Raw genomic sequence first — 19,551 nt, 5'->3', positions numbered from 1 at the left:
CTCAATATGCACGACGTAGATGGCAGAAGAGCATTCGTCGTGCCTGTTCCTGAGCCAGCGACCCAGGAACAGGCACGGGTGCGAGCCCCCTCGGCTCCGCCCTACCCGTTTCGGTCCCCTTGGTTTCTTGAACCGAAACCCGCGTTGCAATTCTAGTGGTACGACCAGTGATACCGCAAGACTCGACATCTGGCATCTCCAACGGACGCGCACACGACGTGCCCGGAACCTAACGGCGACACCCGGGCGGGGCGTCACCGTCAGGAACTAGTCGTTCAGAGAACCTCGGACGTCACGCGGCCACGGGGCGACAACTCAAATACATCGAGCTGTCACCCGTGGCCCCGAGCACGGGCAAGCTCATCGGGCCGGCCAATGTCCTGCCAGTCGGACCTCATCGACCAGAGTCCGACCGGTTCGCCTCGCCGCAGGCATTCGCTGAACAGTTCCGTGATCGGATAGTTAGTCCGCGGCGGCACTCGGCGCAGCAGATACGGCTCGAGGACATAAATACCAGCATTGATTGGCCACGACGAGGTTGGCTTCTCCACGATTCGCTCCAGATGGTCCTCGTCGCGAGCCTCGAGGACACCGAACGGAACCTGGTGTTGGTATTGGCTCGTCGCAATGGTAGCGACGGCGCCCGAGTCAGAGTGAGCATCAAGCATCTCGCCCACGTCGAACGCGGTGACCAGATCACCATTCATTACCAGAACCGGCGCGGCCGGCTGTGCCACGCACTGGCCCAGCAAGCCCAGCGGTCCACCTGTCCCCAGCGGAAACTCGGTCGTTTCCCGAAGGTAGGAGATCCGCGCACCGAACGCCGCGCCATCCCCGAAATGGTCCTCGATCGCCTCAGCAAGATAGGCGACCGAGATGTAGATGGTCTCGATGCCGGAGCCGACCAGGTGAAGCACGATACGTTCGAGAATTGGCCGCCCTGCAACGGTCAGCATCGGTTTGGGTGTGTCATCGCTGAGCGGCGACAGCCGGCGTCCCCGGCCGCCGGCCATCACCACGGCCCAGTTTTCCCGACGCCCGACGCCGACGACACGCTCGTCGACATGCGCCCCCAGGACCCGGCCATCGGTGTCGACGATTGGCAGAACACCCAGCCCTAAGGCGCGCATAACGTCCAGTGCGGCAGGCCGCGAACACGTCGGCGGTACCGTCGTCATCGCTTCGCGGGATTGATCACCGACCGGATCGGACAGCTCGGCACCGCCAAGCAACGCTTTGCGAATGCGAGTCTCATCAAGCACACCCACCAGCCGACCACGATGGTCGGTCACGATCACGGAGTCGACGTCATGCTTGTCGATGATCATCAAGCAATCGCGCAACGGCGCGTCATGTCGTACCACCAGGTCGGTCAGCTGAACGTTCTCGATGGTCATAGCCGTCCCTTCCCCGTCGGCCCGCGCGCAAGCGGACATCCCGAACCGCGCGTGCCACGATGCTTAACACATCTCAGGCTCGACCATTGATGCTCACCGGGCCAGGGGACTAGTTTCCTCCGCTACTCGCCTTCAACGCTTTCCTGTCGCGGGGTCCCATCTGAGCCGCCTCATACTCACTCGTCTCCATCTCTCAACCTCCTGTTACTCGCGCACAAACACATCGCATCAAGAGTCATCGCGCCGCTCCCGTCCAGCCTAGGAGCACTCATTCGCCGGTACACAACAAATCACACGTCCCCCCCCCCCCAAACCACGGGCAACTTCCGCACGCCATATATCATCTGGTCCCCACCGAAAAAGGCGATATCATCGAAAGGAACGGCCAATCGAAGCGTTGGGAAACGACTAACCAAGCCAGAAAGAGCGACCTCAAGTTCAAGTCTGGCCAAGTGCTGACCCAAGCACTGATGCACGCCGTGACCAAACGCCAGGTGCCCCGATGCCGACCGACCTAAATTAAGTTCGCTTGGCTGATCAAATTGATCTGGATCATGATTCGCAGCGAGCAATGAAACGGTTACCGGATCTCCCGACTTTATCACGATGTCATTAATCTCAACTTCACACAGCGCAGTTCTCGTAAAGGCTCCAACTTGAAAGATTGTCAAGTAACGGAGCAACTCCTCGACAGCTCCACCAATCGTTGAGAAGTCAGCCCGAAGGTAGTCCCATCTTCTTCGATCTTCCAGCAAGGTGCACACCGCGAGCGCCAACATGTTCGCCGACGTGTGATGACCTGCAACAAACAACTGTTCCGCGACTCCAAGCTGCTCACTGGTCGTCAACTGTCCTTCATTGGCCAACGCGTACAGTATTCCATCAGATGACGCCCGACCGCCTTCAATAAGCGAAGTTGCGTAATCATAGAAATCTTGCCTCACTGACATAAGATCATCCACCGATGATTCTGGATCAATTCCCACGCTCGCCAGGTCCTCGAACTTACATCGGTCACCATAAGGGGCGCCTAACAATTCGCAAATCGACATAGATGACACCGGGAGTGCAAAATTCTCCACAAGGTCCTGCGGCGAATCCATTTCCTCCAACTCGTCAAGACAACTTGACACCACTGAATTGATCTTTTCTCGGTACGCCCGAACCCTACGAACCGTGAAATAGCCCGCTAGAATTCTCCTTATTCTCGCATGTTCAGGCGGATCCATTCCTAGAAGAATTTGAGCACTAGTCGGCGACCGTCGAATCGACCTAACAACATCTTCGTCACCCAATGCCGCGTGCAGTTCCTTTCCTTCACCTATGATGCGTTCAAACTCTGATCTGACGTCGTCCGGAAGGTCAGGACTGTTAAATAGGACTGCCGCAAGCTTGGCTGGCAGGCCCACCGGAAGGATAGCCGGTTGCATGCTAAATCGCGCATCTCGCAAGACCATACGTGCGAGCGTGTAACTCGTGACCAGCCACCCGTTTCTACCATCGGGATATCTGAGGGGCGATATCGGCCGCTCTCGACGCATGCTTGCAATTTCCGACGGCAACTCAAATGCTCTCCGCTGTGTGGGCAAGGGCACTGCGCCGGGGGGCGTAGGGTTGGTTCTCCTCATCGCGATCCTATCCATGTAAATGCCTTGCACCCGTGCCGTGGATACGCCCGGGTTAAAGGCGCCGCCGGTGCGGGCAACCAGTGTTCGGCTCGGCGGCAGAGAGCAAATTACTTCCATGCGGAACGGTTCACCCTCTGTCAGTGATCTGGACCGGAGCCAGACTGGTGACAACGACCCTTCGACAAGGCGACTGCAGCACACTACGCCGGGCTCCGAAAATCGTCGCCATTCAGTCGGGCTTAAGTCACATTTGTCAACGTCGACCAAGAAGCTGGGAGTCCCAACTAAGGACGAAGTACCAGCTAGGGCCGGGGACACTTCATCAGATCTTGAACGATACGCCTAGAAATCCTCTGCTGGACCAAAAGCCCTAGGCGGAGTTAGCTACTGACCTTGCACAACGCGACATACGGGCGGGCAGCTAGCATAGATACAACTCAACTCAGTTTAACTGGTCGAACGCATGACTTCCAGCCGGGATTCATGAGCACGACGCCTGAGTCCCACACACACTGGAACATGTCTGCCCATCCTCAGCGGATCCCCCAACACACTCGAGTCGCGCTGATGCCGGTCCGCAAGCTTCACTCGCCGGCCGACTCTTAGCTGACCTTGGCGGCGGCGCGTGAAACTAATGGCGGCGCAAGCGTCGCCGATGCCTTCGTGAAAACGGGAGCTGAACTTCTCGGGTCAGACCGGCGTGGTGGGCGTTTGCCTCGGGTGGCGCGGTGCGACGCCTGGGATGGGCAAGTGCGTGTGAGCCCTCTTGACAGATCAGCGCGCCGGCGCGCCGACCGGATGATAGGGCACGTGCTGGCCTGGATCGTGGCATGAGCCTGCCGCAGGCTAAACATCCCCACACCACCGGATAAACAACCAACTCGACCCGGCGGCACAAACCACCCTCGGACGTGCGGAAAGCGGGGCGCATGCGTTTGCACGTTTAACCGGACGCCGCCCGAGGATCTCGCGTTCCCCGACTGGACCTCTTGTCCACCTTGATTACCTGCACCTTGGCCATATGCAGCTGGACGGCCGGCTAGTTCGCTAGCTACTATTGAGACCTCTCGGCAATCATCATCTGCGACCGGTTGATGGTTGGCCATTTACCAGGCATCGGTGCGAGTCTTCACTATACTTATCAAGTAGCACGTCAGCTGGAGGATAAATGAGAATCAATGCAGATCGCGAAGTATGCATAGGTGCCGGCATGTGCGTCTTCGCCGCTCCTGACGTGTTCGATCAGGACGAAAATAACGGCCGCGTAGAACTCAGAAGTAACGAACCGGAATCCGTCGACGTTGCGAGGATACATGAAGCGATCGAACTCTGCCCGTCTGGGGCGCTGTCCGCCCTAGATTGAGCCGCGAGAGCTTCCCTTCGCCGCATGACAATTGGCGGCGAGAAAGTCCAGACTCGTCCGTGGACCATGAACTACGACCATCATCTCGGCGAGGCAGATCGTGGCCGGAGAATTGCAGCCGTTGCAGCCGACCACACGATCAGAAGCAGCGCAACCACAAAGAGCCCAGTCCGATATCCCGAGACCATCTCTTGGCCCGCTCCACCAGAGCCAACCAAAGTTGTCGAAGCCAACGCGACAGACGAGAAGACCGCCAACCAGACAGCACCGCCAACCTGAAATGATGTCGAAATCAAGCCCGAGGCCATCCCGACTTCATTTTCGGAAAGTCGCGTCGATGCCAGAATGGTCACTATGACACTTGCACAACCTACTCCGGCATAGATCATCACCAAGCCCAGCAGCGAGGCCCCGTACCCCGAGTTCATACCGACGACCGCGAACAAGCCAGCGCCGAGCCCCATCAGTGCCAGTACGGCCGGCATCACCCAATGAACTTTCGCTCGTCCTAAGAGCGCATGGGTACTGAGTGCCGCGACCGATAGGACAATCATCATTGGCAAAAAAGCCACACCGGTAGTTAGCGGGGAGAAGTGCAGAGCTTCCTGGAAATATAGAGCCGCAAGATAGGCAGTCACCAGGGCAGCACCGGCCACAATAGTCGCACCGCCAATCGCTACCGTAAATGTCCTTATCCGGAAGATGCCTAGCCGCACAAGTGGATCTTGTCGACCATGTTCAACAATTACAAGCATAACTCCACCGACCAAGGTCGTCGCCGCAGCCACCGCGGCCAGAGGATCCAACAGCCCCACTTGATTTACGCGCACTACTCCATATACCAACATTATGGCAGTCCCTGTGAAAAGTAGAGCACCCGCGATGTCCATGTGAGGCGCGAATGACCGTCTACTTTCCGGCATCCATCTATGAATGGCTCCAACAATCATCAGCCCATAGGGAACGTTAATAAAGAAGATTGCGCGCCAAGTCAGTAACTCGGTTAGCACACCTCCAACGACGAAGGCAACGCTCGCGCCTACTGAATTTGCTGCCCCCCAAACAGACAACGCTCTTCGTCGTTTGACGCCGTCGCCGAAGGTTGCGATCACGATAGAGAGCGCTGACGGCACCACTAATGCGGCAGCAATACCCTGCAGGGCGCGGGCGGCGACAAGGATGCCTGCGGATATAGAGACAGCCGCGACGAGTGACGCAATAGTGAAGATCGACGCGCCAGCTAGGAGTACACGTTTGTGTCCAAGTAGGTCCCCCGCGCGCCCCGCAAGCAGTAAGAAGCCTCCAATGGTGAGAATGTATGCGTTCAAGATCCAGGTAAGATCCTGTGCGCTGAAGCCTAGGTCTGCCTGAATCAAGGGCAACGCGACCACTACGACGGTGGCGTTCAGTGCCACGACGAACTGAGCCAGGCAACCGATGAGTAGCACCGGCAGACCGCCCGCTGTCTGGCTGATCCCGTACCCCAGCGACCGCCCAACGCGGTTGTCCGGTCTCACGGTCGTACTTTCGAGGTCGCCTCAGCGTCGTGGACGAGCTTTGGCGCTATCGAGAATTCGTAGAGCCCACAATCCCAGGCTCCATGTCCATGCTGGAAATGGACTATTCCTCCGCGTACGCGAGCCGCGGATCTCGGTAGTCGGGTGAGAGCTTCACGACCGATCATGGCACTTCATCGGCTCGTCGCCGAATACCTTGGAATACACTAGCTCAGGCTCAATGCCTGCAAGCACGTCCACTATGCGGCCCGCCGCGTCACCGTCCCCCCAGGGAGAACGAGCTAGGCGGCTACGCTGCTGATGGCGGGGTGTCAACGCTTGTCGGATCGAGTGTTCGATCTCGGCCGCCGATTCACCGCTGTCGATCACTGAGGTGGCGCGAGGCCGGCCTTGCTGCCGAGAGCCGATGTTGACCGTCGGCGTCCCCAACGCCGGCGCTTCTACCAATCCGCTGGAGGAGTTTCCTACGACCGCGGAGGCACACGCCACGAGACTCAGATATGCGACCTGCCCGAGGGATGGAACAACGATGGCGCGGCCGGGGTGGCGGCCGACATAGGCATCGATCATCTCGGCGATGGCCGACGCCTCCTGGTCCACGTTGGTGCCGGTGAAGACGAAGGTCGCGTGCGGGAACGTGTCGAGTGCCTCGATCAGCCCCTTCGCCCCGGCCACACTTCCAGGCGGATCGTTGGTAGCCGGATGATAGGTGACCGCGAAGAGAGGGTCTCGCAGATCGATCCCGAGCAGCGCCTCAAGGTCGCCCCGCTGAAGTAGGGCGACGGAGCGGATTGTGTCGAGACTTGGCGCCCCCGTAGTGAAGACCCGGTCGGGCTGCTCCCCCATCTGGATCACCCGTCGGCTGAACTCTTCATTGGCGGTGAAGTGAAGATGGGCGAGCTTGGTGATGGAGTGCCGAGCGGCGTCATCGGTCGATCCATAGGAAAGCTCGCCACCATGAATATGAGCGACGGGAAGCCGACGAAGATGTGCGGTCCAGGCGGCAGCATGGGCTTCGTAACGGTCGCCGAGCACAACAAGGATGTCCGGCGTGAGCCGGTCGAATACGTCGACCAGTCCGATCACCGCGAGCGCATACGATTTCGCCACCGCTGCCGGGCTGTCACCGGCCAGCACGATGTCGAGACATTCATCGACCTGGAAACCATCGGCTTTCACTCTGTCAACGGTCATACCCTGGCCTCGGACCAGGTGGCCGCCCGTCACCACGAGCCGCAGGTCGATCTCCGGATGTTCTCGGAGCGCGTGGAGCAACGCCAACAGCGGTCCGTAGTCTGCGCGCGAGCCGGTGACTACGCAGATCCGCCGCACCAGCCTCACACCTCGCCGACGGGAACATAGTCGTGCACCTCATGCGCGTCGGCCAGACCAATACCGCTCGCTAGTGACCTCCCGAAGGTCCACTCGGGCGAGTACCCCAACAGGCGGCCCGCTTTGTCGATCGACAGCTCGAAAGCGAGCCGTACTGGCAGGCGTAACGTCACGCTGTCCAGCTGCAGGTGTTGGGTCAGAGCCCGAGATGCCTCCTCAAAGGTGGTCGTCCGCGGGCCGGCGATGTTGAACGTGTTGTTCACCGCAGCGTCGTCGCTGATGGCGAGCATCAGGCCGGTCACCGCGTCACGAACGTCGGTGAAGTGGATCGCCCACGGCTCCCCGTCGGGTCCGGTCAACGCGACAGCGGGGTTGTCTCTGCGTCCCATGGCCTCCGCCTCCATGGCGGACATGACATCGAGACGATCAGCGAACAGCGGCCACAGATTGCTGCGCCGGTTCGCCGCGACGTGTGCGGCCACAAAGGATCGGGCCCAGTCAAGCCGGCACACACTGGAGGTTTCGTTGGGGGCGAGCACAGATGCCAACCTGACGATCACGTATGGAAGCCCGTGCAGCTTGCCGTAGTTGCGCACTAGCTCTTCGCCGAGCACCTTCGACGTGCCGTAATAGTCTCCCGGCACCTGCGGGTGCTCCTCCGTCATCGGCCACGACCGTGGCTCGGCCGGGCCGTAGACGTTGTCCGTGCTGGCGAAGACGATCCGGCGCGGTGGCGTCGGCTGGCGAACGCACGCCTCGAGCACTCTGAGGGTGCCTGTGACGTTGGCGTCGAAGAACTCTTCGACCGGCATGTCGGACATCACCATCCGAGCTGCGAGGTGGACGACAACGTCAGTACCGGACACCGCGCGCATGAGTGCGTCTGTGTCGCTGAGGTCAGCCTGGACGAGGCCGACATGCTGCATCATCGACTCATGCGGCAGCCGGCCCCGGGGGCGGACCACACCCCTAACGTCATGGCCAGCCTGGACCAAATGTTGCGCCAACGTCGAGCCGACTCGTCCCGCCACTCCGGTCACCAAGATCCTCATGACCACCTCCGCTCGCCTCAATTCCCGCCACTTTCGAAGTCCATGCAGGACGTCATAGCGCTGTCTGACACACGAGGCGGCCAGTCTCGGCAGCCAAGCCTTCGCCCATGAAATGGGACTATCTCGACATAGATACCGCTACCTCAAGTCCAACCGGCACATCGCGACTGCAGTTCATCGTCGCCGCGCGAGAGCGCCTAAAGGTAGGGGGCAGAGTTCCACCCGGACCACGAACCATCACCTGAAGTGCTGAACACATGGCTGCTCCACCCTGCGCTCTCGCGCTCTCGCGCTCTCGCGCCTCTCGCGCTCTGAAGTGCATCTGAACAGTTACATCTCGCCGGGCTAGGTAGTCGCGGCCTTTTTGAGCTACCGTAAAACGAAACATGTGTTTCATGTATGAGCGCCACCTCAGGCTGGGCCTACTCGGAGGTGACAATGGTTCTCACCAGCGATCCGACCGCACAGTGCACGATGGACGCGCCCAGCGGAACACCGCTCCTGCGTGTCCAGGACCTGCATGTGCACTTTCCCAAACGCCACGGCAACGTTCCTGTGCTGGATGGAATCGACCTCACGATCAACCCCGGCGAAGCTGTCGCCGTCGTCGGCGAATCAGGCTGCGGGAAGTCACTCCTCGGCTTGGCCGCAGCCAACCTTCTTCCGGCGGCCGCCACATGGAACGGCGCCGTGGAATTCCGAGGGCAAGACGTCCGCAGCATGTCACGATCTCAGGTGCGTCGCATGCATGGCGCAGGTGTTGGAATGGTTTATCAAGATGCAACCAGTAGCCTCAACCCAGGAATGACAATAGCTTCCCAACTTCGGCAAATATGTAGGCTCGGCTCATCGTCTACCCCCGAAGACCTACTCAGTTCAGTTGGCCTCCAAGAAACCGACCGTATTATGCGCTCCAGACCGCATCAGCTGTCCGGAGGGCAACGTCAACGCGTCCTCATAGCACTTGCGTTGGCCCGCGATCCCGCTCTCATCATCGCCGATGAGCCGACCACCGCATTGGACGTCACCATCCAACGGCAAGTCGTCCAACTTCTCCGGGCATTGCAGACTAGTCGGCGGTTCGCCCTACTCTTCATTAGCCACGACCTTGGCCTCGTGTCCGAGGTCACCTCCCGTGCGGCCGTCCTTTACGCCGGCCAGGTCGTCGAGACCGGACCGACCAACGACATCCTCCTCGAGCCGCGTCATCCATATACGTCTGGCCTGCTCAGAGCGAGCATGAGCATCGAACAACGCTGGGATCGGTTGGCACCCATTCCAGGTCAAGTTCGTCAACCGCGAGATCTTCCCACCGGCTGCCGCTTCCGTGACCGCTGTTCCAGAGCGAGTGACGCGTGCGTCACTCGACCAGCCCTTCAGACTTCAGGCAGCCGCCTCTTGGCATGTCACCACCCGCTCCCGCCTAGCGACCAGTCCTCCTGGACTAGTGAAGCAAATGAAGGCACACGTCGTTCGGCCAACGGGTAGCACCGAGGAAAGGACGAGTGATGACCGTTCTCGAGGAAACCAACCGTTCGAGTCCTGTGTCTGCCACCTCAGCAGCCATCCTCGATGTTCGCAGCGTCAGCGTTTCGTATCCAGGCAAACATGGTCAGACGTGGGCACTAAAAAATGTTACCCTCTGCGTTCGGCCTGCTGAGGCCGTAGGGCTGATCGGCGAATCAGGGTCAGGAAAAACGACCTTAGCTCGCTGTATGCTCGGCCTCATCCGGCCAACTTCAGGCCAAGTTGCACATCGAGGGCGCAATATATACGCCATTCGCAATACCGCTAGATTCCGGATGCTCAGCCGGGATGCATCAACGGTATTCCAGGATCCACGTAGTTCATTGAACCCGAGACTGAGTGTCGCCGCGGTAGTGCGCGACCCCCTAACGGTTCTTCACATCGGCACTCGGCGCGAACGTGACGCCAAGGTGATAGATGCGCTCCAAAGCGTCGGCCTGCCCGCGTCCATAGCGGGCCGTCCCGTCAGAGCACTCTCCGGCGGGCAACTTCAGAGAGTGGCACTCGCACGCGCTCTGGCAGTTGACCCCAGCTTGATCATCGCCGACGAGCCTACTTCAGCGCTCGACGTGTCTGTGCAAGCACAAGTTCTCAACGTAATACGTGACATACGTGCTCAACGACAACTCGCAGTCCTCGTAGTCTCCCACGACATGCGAGTAGTGCGGTGCTTAACCAACCGTACGATCGTGATGTACCGTGGCGAGATTGTCGAGCAAGGTCATACCGAGCAGGTCTACGAAGACCCTCAGCACCCCTACACCAAGTCACTCCTCGCCGCCGCACCAAGACTCGCCTCGGTCATGGCAAGCACAGTTCCAGCTAACGAAGCGGCCAGCGGGACTATCGCGCCGACGTTCGCGGGCCAGGCTTAGCAGTCCAGCCATCTTGATACTCAAACTCCCGTGTCATTCGATGTCGAGACAGACAAGGTGGGTCAACCTCTGATCGATGACGAGTACGGCAAATGGCCAGGGCAGACAGCGCTGCCAGTTGGCGCTACGGGGGTTGAGCGTATTGACCGGCGCGCTCCAAATCGTTGCAGTTCAACAACATCAACTCGTGGCTTCAGCAGCGACCGTCATGGACGTTCGCCGCCCACATAATGGCCTAACCCATGCCGATCCGCGGAGGGGTTGCTATGCGTTAGGTGAGTGACTCTAGAATCTTCACGGCAACCGCTGTACCACGTTCGGAGCGGACCAGATCCCCCGCCTCTTCGGCCCTGTAGATACTCGAACGGTCAGTGAGCGCTTCGCGAATAGCGCTGGCGAGCGAGTCGGCAGTCAACTCGGTCTGCGATATTGGAGGTGGCGCCACACCAATCGCGTGCATACGCCGCGCAGTGAAGGGTTGTTCGTACATAAAAGGGCAGACCACTTGGGGTCGCCCAGAGGCTAGCGCCGCACCGATCGTTCCGACTCCCCCATGATGGACAATGAGGGAGACGCGGCTGAAGAGCCACTCAAACGGCACGTCGTCCAGGACGAGTATGTCGTCTGGCGTCTCCTGGGCAGAGCGAATCCCTCCCCAACCCTTCACCAGGAGCGCCCGAACACCAGCTTGCTTTACAGCCTTGGTAACCACTTGTGCCGCACGGGCCGGATCGCTACCAGCGACGCTTCCGAAACCTACATAAATCGGAGGCTCACCGGAAGCGAGAAAGTTCACCAAGCGAGCCGGCGGACGCCAGTCAGGCGGTGCCGGTAAGCTCCAGAATCCCGTCGTGTGTGCCCAACTCGGATAGCTGGTAGACGGGGGAAGGAGATATTGACTAAAGGCGTGCAGCGCGATCGCTCGAGAACCATCGGGTCGTCGGAAGATGTCCGCACGCCGACGGCGGGACGACAACCCGAGCGCGGTCCGCCGCCATTTCCTGGTACTGCCGTTCTGCGCACGAGACCATAGCCTGGTCGCCACATACGACATTCGGTTGAAGGCGCGTGGCAGCGGCAGGGATATGAGCGGGTTCGGAAATGAATCCGTCGGAACCCAACCAGGTTGCAGGCACCCCGCGACGGACGGCACACCGAGTCGCTCGGCGACCTCGTGACCAGGAATGTTCGGAAGATGTACAACCAGGTCGGCATCACAATGATCAACGACAGCTGCGATGTCGTCGAATGCACGAGCAATTGAACCCCTGTACCTTCGCATGAATTCAATCGCAAGTCGCTTGCCACGCACACCACGGAAGTTGATTTCGTACGCAGCCCGCACCGTAGGATCTTTGCCGAACTCACCGAACGCATCGTGGATGGCCTCAACATGTACGCCGTGCGGCTCCGCTAGGGCACTGAATCCCTTGGGCATAACCAAGACCGGCTCATGGCCAGCAACGCTTAGCGCCTGAGCGAGGGCGACGAATGGTTGGACATCACCACGAGTACCGTGAGTAATTACTAGAACCCTCATAGCCTACCGTCATTCCACCGCAAAAGAACAGATGATGCACATGCTACCTACTTTGTCGTTCGGAATATTGAAGCTCCGGTAGTCCATCAACGAGACTCTCCCATCGTTTCTCCTGCTTGAGTAGGGGATCATTTATGGCGCAAGAAGAACTGTCCAGAATCGCCACCAGGCAGACGGGAAAACCTGCTGCCGCGGTAGATGCCTCGGTTCGATCCGCACGTCACCAAGCAGGAGGGGTGCGCCGCAAGGGGGCAAAACCGACCCCCTCCACACTCAAGGTTGGCTCGTGTCAAGGTTGAGCCACAACCTGGCGAACTCGATCACAAGGAAGAGGCGCGGGACCTCGGCCGAGCCAGCCCGGCCATAAACCAACACGTTGCCCGCGTTTGGCCCTGCAGGCCACGCCGCGGCCGCTACCGAAAGGCCGTCGCCACATGAAGGTGCTGATTCTCACTCATTTTAGTCGCGGCGATATTCAACCATTTGCCGCACTAGCGAAGAGCCTTAGCGAGCAAGGCCATGAGGTGACGGTAGGGGCACCCGAGACATCGGCACACCTCTTCCATGCCAACGCACAACGCGTTCTTCGGTTTCAGGACCGCACTAAGAAGATCGTGAACGACCCTCACATTCGCGGACTCAGCCGCAAGAACGTGCCACTCCAGTTGATTCCCCGAGTTCAGCGAGAACGCGCAGGCATGCTCGACGACTTCGCGTCCGCGGCCGACGAAAAGCCGGACATTGTCATACACTCCGCAGCACTTCCCGGACATCAAATTGCCGAACTGCTCGGCGTGCCAGCTGTGCCGGTGTGCGCACATCCATCGTGGGTTCCGACCACCTCGTTCGCCAATCCGTTCTTCCCGTATGCTCTGCCATCTAGCTTAAATCGCTCCTCTTATGCATGGACCGGACTGGTCATGCGGACGCTTTTCCCAACGGTCGGCCGATGGCGCCGTCGAACGCTAGGCCTGCCCCCAAGGCGAGGTCACCGAAACGTGATGTTGCGCCCAGATGGCACACCCACTGTCGCACTCCAGGCATTCAGCAGGCATGTATTGCCTTCGCCCCTGAGGTACCCCAAGTGGGTGCATACCACCGGTTACTGGCTCCTCCCGACCGCTCCGGATCGTCGAGAAGCACCGACAGCCCTCTCAGCTTTCCTCGAAGCTGGCGATCCCCCGATTTGTATCGGATTCGGCAGCATGGCCCTGACAGAGCCGCGGCGCTTGGGACGCACCGTAGCGGAAGCGGTTCGACTCGCGGACGTACGTGCAGTTGTAGTGGGCGGCTGGGGAGCTATCGACCCCCACGAACTACCAGACGAGATAGCCTACGTCCAAGAGACATCATTCGATTGGCTCTTCCCGCGTGTAGCCGCCATCGTCCATCATGGTGGCAACGGGACGATCGGTTACGCGCTCGCCGCAGGCAGGCCACAAGTAGTCTGCCCATTCAGCACAACAGACCAAGCGTTCTACGCCCGCCAACTACACTCATGTGGCGTCGCCCCACCGCCTCAGCCCTACCGCGACCTCACACCAGAGCGCCTCGCTCGGGCGATCCATCAGGCGGTCACCGACGGTCGACTAGCTCGCCGTGCACATGAACTGGGAGACCGCATCCGCGCGGAGGACGGCCCCACGAAGGCAGTAAAGATCTTGGAGACTGTCCCCTGACGATCGCGTACCGCCGCACTCCACCTTCCCCGAGGCGAGGGCCATGAACGAACCAACGGTCAACATGCCGCTACGGACATTCGGGTCAACCAGCTTAGAAGTTACCGAGATCGGGTTTGGCACCAGCGCACTCGCGAGCATGCCTGCGGCGTTCGGGTATGCGGTTCCAGAAAGGCGCGCGATCGACACCATACTGGAGATCTTGCGCGGGCCGGTGAACCTCATCGACACCGCGGCGGAGTACGGCGACGGCTCGGGAGAACGACGCATCGGCACGGCGATCTCCGAGTACGGCGGGATACCGAAACGGTTCGTGCTAGCAACCAAGGTTGACCGGGACAAATATACAGGCGACTTTTCCGGATCGCAGATCCGGAAGTCCCTAGAAGGCAGCCTCAAACGGCTGGGTCTGGATCGTTTCCCGCTCCTGTACCTTCACGACCCAGAGCATATCTCGTTCTCCGAGGCTACAAGCCCACGCGGTCCAGTCAAAGAGCTTATCCGCATCCACGATGAGGGACTCGCCGACTATATCGGCGTTGCGGGTGGACCGGTTGGCCTGCTCACTCGTTATATCCATACCGGGATCTTCCATGCGGTATTGACACACAACCGGTGGACACTGCTCGATCGTTCGGCGAACGATCTGATCAACACTGCTAACTCCGCAGGTCTTGCTGTGGTGAACGCCGCGCCATTCGGAGGCGGCCTGCTCGCCCGCGGTGCTAGCCGATCTGCTAGTTATGCATATCGCCACGCACACCCGGTTGTCCTTGATCGGGTTCGGGCGATTCAGGACGCCTGCCTAGCCCACCAGGTTCCGCTCGCCGCTGCTGCCGTCCAATTCTCAACTCGCGATGCTCGGATCAGCTCCACACTCATCGGCGTCTCTCAACCTGAGCGGATTCGGAACACCCTGCGCCTCGCTCATTGGCCGATTCCGGAAGAACTTTGGGAAACGCTTGAACGCTCCGCCGCACCACAAGAGTACTGGCAAGATTGAAGGAGCCCAACCGATCGCCACACCAGTTCGGCACCATTCCAGACTCCAACTACGCCCGACGCTGGAGATGATTTGCCCCGACCGTCCAGTTTCCTAGAGTCGCCACAATTTCACCCACCACGATCTCTATAAGAAAATAGTAAGGAAACCAAGACCACAACGGCGCATATTTGTGACCTGCTTCCCCGAATGGATTAGGAGATCGATTAATGATTCCATTCAACGATCGTAAGCTCGTTGCTAAGATCATCAACGTGATCGTTCCCGACGACCAACCCTCGGCCGAACAAGACGAAGTCATGCGTTGGCTAGATTCACTTGCACAGACAAGCCATGCACCGCTATGGCGAGACATTCTAAGCCCAGGGTTTGCTTCCCTCGCCAACGAACCCCGCGCGCCTGACGCCGCTCTCGTGCACGAGCTGGAGCAGAAGCGGACCCGCCCAGGCTGGAACGTTTCTCCCTCTCGGTTTATCGAAACTCTCACACGATTGACAGCGCATGGCTGGTACCGTCAACCGAATAGCAAGGCCTGGACCGCACTGGGATATACGCCTGGCCCGAAGCAGCCACCTTCGCCGCCGTGCCGCCATGTCGTACTCAAGCAGTCCAGACTCTCCAACTCGTCCGCCACGTACGACGTGATCGTAGTCGGGGCTGGCTTAGGTGGCGGTGTGGCAGCTCGGGTACTTAGCAGTGCCGGCGCTACGGTGCTACTCCTCGAGCGTGGCCAGTTCCTCCCCTACAGTTCCGTGGGAGATGATCACGTCGCAAACCAAGCGTTTCCGCTCTATGGACATAACACGGGACCTGACGCCGCCGATGGCGGACCACGCGTCATAGTTCAGCCCGGAGAGCCAGCCCACGTCGTCCGCCAGCCCTTTGCACGGAAATGGAACAACAACGCCATGACGGTCGGCGGTGGAAGTCGCGTCTATCAGGGAATCGCATGGCGGTTTCATCCCGACGACTTTCGCATGGCCACAAAGTACGGCATCCCGGAAGACAGCTCTTTAGCTGACTGGCCGTTAACCTACGATGAACTTGAGCCGTACTACAGTCGAGCAGAACACGAACTTGGGGTAAGCGGTGACGACCATGCTCACCTCAACGTTGGGTTCCGCAGTACAAAATATCCGATGCCACCTCTGCCGGCAAATCTCGAAGCAGATGTCCTCCGAAGAGGAGCGGACAAGCTCGGTTGGACCACAGGGCCAGTGCCGCTCCTACTCAATTCACTCCCGCATGGTGGCCGCTCGGCGTGCGTTGGGTGCGGCGAATGCGCAGGCTTCGCTTGTCCGGTCGATGCGAAGAACGGCACCCACAACACCACTATTCCTATCGCTCTGGAGACCGGCAGGTGCACACTCGCCACCAACACGCGGGCAGAACGTGTCCTCGTTGACACCACTGGCCGCACAACAGGCGTTCTCGTGTCCGATACCGACACTGGCGAACGGCGCGAGATCTATGCAAGATCTGTAGTGCTATCTGCTGGCGCCATCGAAACCGCCCGTCTCCTGCTTGCGAGCGCCAACGACACCTTTCCAAGCGGGCTCGGCAACGCCACCGGACAAGTCGGCCGGCACCTCCAGGGACACATCTATGTGAATGCTTTTGGGATCTTCGACACCAAAGTCCAGGACGGACAGGGCCCTGGCACAAGCATCGCAACCCTCGACTTTGCACACAACCCTGTCGGTGACGTAGTTGGGGGCGGTGTATTGAGCAACGCGACCGTTAAGCTCCCAGTCATGTTCTGGGAACTCGCCTTGGCGCCAGACGCTCGACGGTGGGGAACGGCAGGCAAAGAGGCGATGGCGAACTCCTACGCATATACGAGCCACGTTCTAGGTCCGGTCCAGGAAATTCCGACGCCATCCTGCCGCGTTCGGCTCTTCACCGGCATCACCGACAGACGCGGCGTCCCCGTGCCTGAGCTGCGGGGCCGGGTCCACCGCGAAAGCGTGAAGGCAGGGCACTCGTTAAAACGCCGGGCTGAAGAGTGGCTAGCCGCCGCCGGGGCCACACGTGTGTGGTCGCTTCCGGTTGAAACCGGCTTGAGTGCCGGCCAACATCAGGCCGGAACAGCACGAATGGGTACCGACCCAGCCACGTCAGTAACCGATCCTTATGGTCGAGTCCACAACCACCCCGGTCTATGGGTCATGGATGCATCCCTCCACGTCACCAACGGAGGTGTCAATCCGGCCCTGACCGTTCTCGCGCTTGCTTACCGTTGCGCCGAGAAGTTCACACAGACAGATGGCCTCTGAACCTTCCTCGGCTTGAAATTCGGCCTACATACACGACACCCTGAGTCGACGCTGCCTTTGCTGCCCCAGGTGGAGATCCTTCGTGCACTACGAAAGAACTGCCTCGAACGACGCGGTGCCCCTCACCAAGCCGTGTGCCGTGGCATGAACGTTCACAGAACCAACGCCAGTAGCTCTCACGATGGCAAGACAGCGCCCACGAAAAGCACGACGGCGATCCCCAACATGTGCTTCTAGACTTGTTGGGTCACCATTCCCCACGCCGATCACTTCGGCTGGACCTTCAACTTCAAAGTGAACATCGTCGTCCGCCCAGGGGCAAAACCGCCCCTCAGCGTCCTCGACCGTTAAGCTCACGAGGGCAACATCTCGGCCATCGCCTTCTATGACACTTCGGTCGACCGTAGCTCGAAGGCTCACCGGATGACCCGCCGTATGGCTGTCGAACTTCGCGGTGATCTCCCCATCTTGACGCCCGAGGGCGGTGAGAATCCCCGGCCGGTAAACAATGCCCTCGTCCCATCTTACGATGTGATTCTCCACCTGTCGGACTCCAAGCGATGATCCGTTGACCAAGAGCTCGACCTCGTCACAGTTGCTATAGATCCACAGCCGTATCGGCCTACCCTCATGACCTGGCCACGTCCAATGAGGTAGAACGTGTACAAGCGGTTCAGGTCGGAAGAACGAACGCAGCAGCCAGTAATAGTCCTTCGGGAATCCACATACATCCATGGCGCCATAACTCGCTAGGGTCACCGGCCACCTAATCGGCGTTGGCTCACCGAAGTAGTCCATGCCAGACCAAACAAATCCACCCCCTGACTCGGGATGGTCAACGAACCACTGCCAGGTGGCGCCGAGATCGTAATCAGGCAACGCCCTACCGGATCTCTCAGCGTGCAACTCACGTAAGACCGCGTACTGTCCCATTCTCGTTCCGAATGATGAAGCCCAACCGTGTATCTCATCATCTTCGTACTGCCCTCGCACGGTCGGGAAGAGACCATCCTCATCTGCGAGTACAACAGCCTTCGGCAGTGAAGCGTGTAGATCGCCCATGGTGCTGTTCAACGCTCGGTAGTGCACTCCCACCACGTCCACGGCGTCGAAGTAGCCTGTCCGAATCGAGTAACAGTTCAGGCCGTCCGCTCCGACCATGGTTGGTCTCGTCGAGTCGACGCGTCGGACGAGGTTCACTAGACGGCGGAGGATTCTTGTACCTTGGACGGTATCTTCAAGCAGCTCCTCGTTCTCGAGGCTCCACGCCCAGACCGAAGGATGGTTGCGATAACGTCGCACCGTCTGGATGAGATCATCCAGGTAAGGACGCGCTGTCGACAACAGGCGATTCTCTACGATGACCAACATCCCTAATCTGTCCGCCACATCCAAGAACACACGAGACGGCGGGTGGTGCGCGATCCTAACAGCGTTACAGCCCATCTGCTGCAACAACTCGAGTTTGTGCTCGACGACACGGTTTGGCAAAGCAATCCCCAGTCCCGCAAAGTCCTGATGAAGGTTTGCTCCCTGGAACCGCACCCGCTCACCATTGAGGAAGACTCCTTCCCCAGCGCGCACCTCAATGGTCCGGATCCCAAAACTAGTCTCGACACGATCGAACCCGACTTCGCACGTGACTGAATATAGATTGCCCTGCGCGATGTCCCACAGTGTCGGTGACACTACTTTCGCGTCGGCCACTACCTCCGCAGTGTCCCCAGCTCGCACCATCACAACTTGGGTGGAAGGAGCATCGTTATTCACACGCGTCATCACCGGGACTGTGACGTCCTCTGTCGTCTGGTTGCGTACAGCCGTGACGATCCGGATCGCCGCTACCTCGCCGCTCACATCTGCCGTCGTCACATACACGCCGTCATAGTCGACATGTACGTCTGGATGACGGATCAGCCAGACGTCCCGGTAGATGCCACCACCTTCGTACCACCAGCCCTCGGGGGTAGTCGTGTCGCATCGAATCAGAAGTACGTTACTTCCCTCATCGCCATACCTGAGCAACTCGGTGAGATCAAAAAGCATGCTCGTATAGCCGCTCAAATGGTCATCAACAAGGAAGCCATTGCACCACAGCGTGGCATCCCGCATCACTCCTTCAAACTCGACCACGGTACGTGTACGCTCCAACCACTCGAGCGGCGGCAAGGTGAGTCTGTAGTAGGCGACACCGTTCGGCGAAAAGGCCTGCCAGACTGGACCATCTTGTGCCGGTGGTTGAGCGATACGCCAGTCATGAGGCACACGTACCTTTCTCCAACCCTGCCCCAACGATGCCGGCGACATTCCGATTCCCGGCGGCGGCTCACCTGAGAAGATCCCATCTGAATTTGCCGCTGCC

At 59.5% G+C, this 19,551-nt stretch carries 14 protein-coding genes and 1 pseudogene; 7 read left to right on the top strand and 8 right to left on the bottom strand.

Features of this window, described 5'->3' with window-relative positions; translation table 11 throughout:
- Positions 1 to 332 precede the first annotated feature (332 nt).
- Complete coding sequence (locus tag G8760_RS25035; RefSeq protein WP_166355574.1) at positions 333 to 1,397, bottom strand: sugar phosphate nucleotidyltransferase; 1,065 nt, start codon at positions 1,395 to 1,397, stop codon at positions 333 to 335.
- A 290-nt stretch (positions 1,398 to 1,687) separates the two neighbouring features.
- Positions 1,688 to 2,854: a cytochrome P450 gene (locus G8760_RS25030; RefSeq protein WP_166355573.1), complete on the bottom strand. Its 1,167-nt coding sequence runs from the start codon at positions 2,852 to 2,854 to the stop codon at positions 1,688 to 1,690.
- 1,339 nt (positions 2,855 to 4,193) lie between these two features.
- On the opposite strand from G8760_RS25030, the gene G8760_RS30990 reads away from it, so the two are divergent.
- Positions 4,194 to 4,388 (top strand): (4Fe-4S)-binding protein, encoded by a 195-nt coding sequence (locus tag G8760_RS30990; protein ID WP_166355572.1) that lies wholly within the window; start codon positions 4,194 to 4,196, stop codon positions 4,386 to 4,388.
- An 80-nt stretch (positions 4,389 to 4,468) separates the two neighbouring features.
- Here the strand turns inward: G8760_RS30990 and G8760_RS25020 are convergent, their stop codons facing one another.
- The 3 genes from G8760_RS25020 to G8760_RS25010 all read right to left on the bottom strand — a co-directional run bounded on the left by G8760_RS25020 (position 4,469) and on the right by G8760_RS25010 (position 8,289).
- Positions 4,469 to 5,905: an MFS transporter gene (locus G8760_RS25020; RefSeq protein ID WP_166355571.1), complete on the bottom strand. Its 1,437-nt coding sequence runs from the start codon at positions 5,903 to 5,905 to the stop codon at positions 4,469 to 4,471.
- Between the two features lie 153 nt (positions 5,906 to 6,058).
- A complete protein-coding gene (gene neuC / locus G8760_RS25015; RefSeq protein WP_166355570.1) occupies positions 6,059 to 7,237 on the bottom strand; it encodes a UDP-N-acetylglucosamine 2-epimerase in 1,179 nt (392 codons plus the stop codon).
- 5 nt (positions 7,238 to 7,242) lie between these two features.
- Complete coding sequence (locus G8760_RS25010) at positions 7,243 to 8,289, bottom strand: NAD-dependent epimerase/dehydratase family protein (RefSeq protein ID WP_166355569.1); 1,047 nt, start codon at positions 8,287 to 8,289, stop codon at positions 7,243 to 7,245.
- A 399-nt stretch (positions 8,290 to 8,688) separates the two neighbouring features.
- Here G8760_RS25010 and G8760_RS31230 point away from each other — a divergent pair.
- Positions 8,689 to 9,351 (top strand): annotated as a pseudogene (locus G8760_RS31230) (ATP-binding cassette domain-containing protein); the annotation flags it as partial.
- 24 nt (positions 9,352 to 9,375) lie between these two features.
- Here the strand turns inward: G8760_RS31230 and G8760_RS30645 are convergent.
- Positions 9,376 to 9,498 (bottom strand): hypothetical protein, encoded by a 123-nt coding sequence (locus G8760_RS30645; protein ID WP_281355181.1) that lies wholly within the window; start codon positions 9,496 to 9,498, stop codon positions 9,376 to 9,378.
- On the opposite strand from G8760_RS30645, the gene G8760_RS31225 reads away from it, so the two are divergent.
- A complete protein-coding gene (locus tag G8760_RS31225; RefSeq protein WP_425502379.1) occupies positions 9,478 to 9,777 on the top strand; it encodes an oligopeptide/dipeptide ABC transporter ATP-binding protein in 300 nt (99 codons plus the stop codon). The genes G8760_RS30645 and G8760_RS31225 overlap by 21 nt on opposite strands.
- Before the next feature lie 20 nt (positions 9,778 to 9,797).
- On the top strand, positions 9,798 to 10,691 hold the full coding sequence (locus G8760_RS31220; protein WP_166355567.1) for an ABC transporter ATP-binding protein: 894 nt from the start codon (positions 9,798 to 9,800) through the stop codon (positions 10,689 to 10,691).
- A gap of 271 nt (positions 10,692 to 10,962) precedes the next feature.
- On the opposite strand, the gene G8760_RS31215 is transcribed toward G8760_RS31220, so the two are convergent.
- Positions 10,963 to 12,231 (bottom strand): glycosyltransferase, encoded by a 1,269-nt coding sequence (locus G8760_RS31215; RefSeq protein WP_166355566.1) that lies wholly within the window; start codon positions 12,229 to 12,231, stop codon positions 10,963 to 10,965.
- A 434-nt stretch (positions 12,232 to 12,665) separates the two neighbouring features.
- On the opposite strand from G8760_RS31215, the gene G8760_RS31210 reads away from it, so the two are divergent.
- The 3 genes from G8760_RS31210 (at position 12,666) to G8760_RS24980 (ending at position 17,189) form a co-directional block, all read left to right on the top strand.
- Positions 12,666 to 13,910 carry a glycosyltransferase gene (locus G8760_RS31210; protein WP_166355565.1) on the top strand — a complete coding sequence of 415 codons (1,245 nt, stop codon included), beginning with the start codon at positions 12,666 to 12,668 and terminating at the stop codon, positions 13,908 to 13,910.
- Positions 13,911 to 13,953: 43 nt separating this feature from the next.
- Positions 13,954 to 14,913, top strand: a complete 960-nt coding sequence (locus G8760_RS24985) for an aldo/keto reductase (protein ID WP_207782703.1) — start codon at positions 13,954 to 13,956, stop codon at positions 14,911 to 14,913.
- 209 nt (positions 14,914 to 15,122) lie between these two features.
- Entirely contained in the window at positions 15,123 to 17,189 is a 2,067-nt protein-coding gene (locus G8760_RS24980) for a GMC family oxidoreductase (RefSeq protein ID WP_166355564.1), read from the top strand.
- An 87-nt stretch (positions 17,190 to 17,276) separates the two neighbouring features.
- On the opposite strand, the gene G8760_RS24975 is transcribed toward G8760_RS24980, so the two are convergent.
- Positions 17,277 to 19,454, bottom strand: coding sequence for a glycoside hydrolase family 2 TIM barrel-domain containing protein (locus G8760_RS24975; protein WP_166355563.1), 2,178 nt, complete (start codon positions 19,452 to 19,454; stop codon positions 17,277 to 17,279).
- Positions 19,455 to 19,551 lie beyond the last annotated feature (97 nt).

Source organism: Phytoactinopolyspora limicola (assembly GCF_011320225.1).
In the GTDB taxonomy this organism is placed as follows: domain Bacteria; phylum Actinomycetota; class Actinomycetes; order Jiangellales; family Jiangellaceae; genus Phytoactinopolyspora; species Phytoactinopolyspora limicola.
This window is presented reverse-complemented; position numbering and strand designations above follow the sequence as displayed.

Coding starts and splice junctions, on each gene's coding strand:
- G8760_RS25035 (WP_166355574.1), bottom strand. CDS start 1,397: ATGACCATCGAGAACGTTCAGCTGACCGACCTGGTGGTACGACATGAC.
- G8760_RS25030 (WP_166355573.1), bottom strand. CDS start 2,854: ATGGTCTTGCGAGATGCGCGATTTAGCATGCAACCGGCTATCCTTCCG.
- G8760_RS30990 (WP_166355572.1), top strand. CDS start 4,194: ATGAGAATCAATGCAGATCGCGAAGTATGCATAGGTGCCGGCATGTGC.
- G8760_RS25010 (WP_166355569.1), bottom strand. CDS start 8,289: ATGAGGATCTTGGTGACCGGAGTGGCGGGACGAGTCGGCTCGACGTTG.
- G8760_RS30645 (WP_281355181.1), bottom strand. CDS start 9,498: ATGACGCGGCTCGAGGAGGATGTCGTTGGTCGGTCCGGTCTCGACGAC.
- G8760_RS31220 (WP_166355567.1), top strand. CDS start 9,798: ATGACCGTTCTCGAGGAAACCAACCGTTCGAGTCCTGTGTCTGCCACC.
- G8760_RS31215 (WP_166355566.1), bottom strand. CDS start 12,231: ATGAGGGTTCTAGTAATTACTCACGGTACTCGTGGTGATGTCCAACCA.
- G8760_RS31210 (WP_166355565.1), top strand. CDS start 12,666: ATGAAGGTGCTGATTCTCACTCATTTTAGTCGCGGCGATATTCAACCA.
- G8760_RS24985 (WP_207782703.1), top strand. CDS start 13,954: ATGAACGAACCAACGGTCAACATGCCGCTACGGACATTCGGGTCAACC.
- G8760_RS24980 (WP_166355564.1), top strand. CDS start 15,123: ATGATTCCATTCAACGATCGTAAGCTCGTTGCTAAGATCATCAACGTG.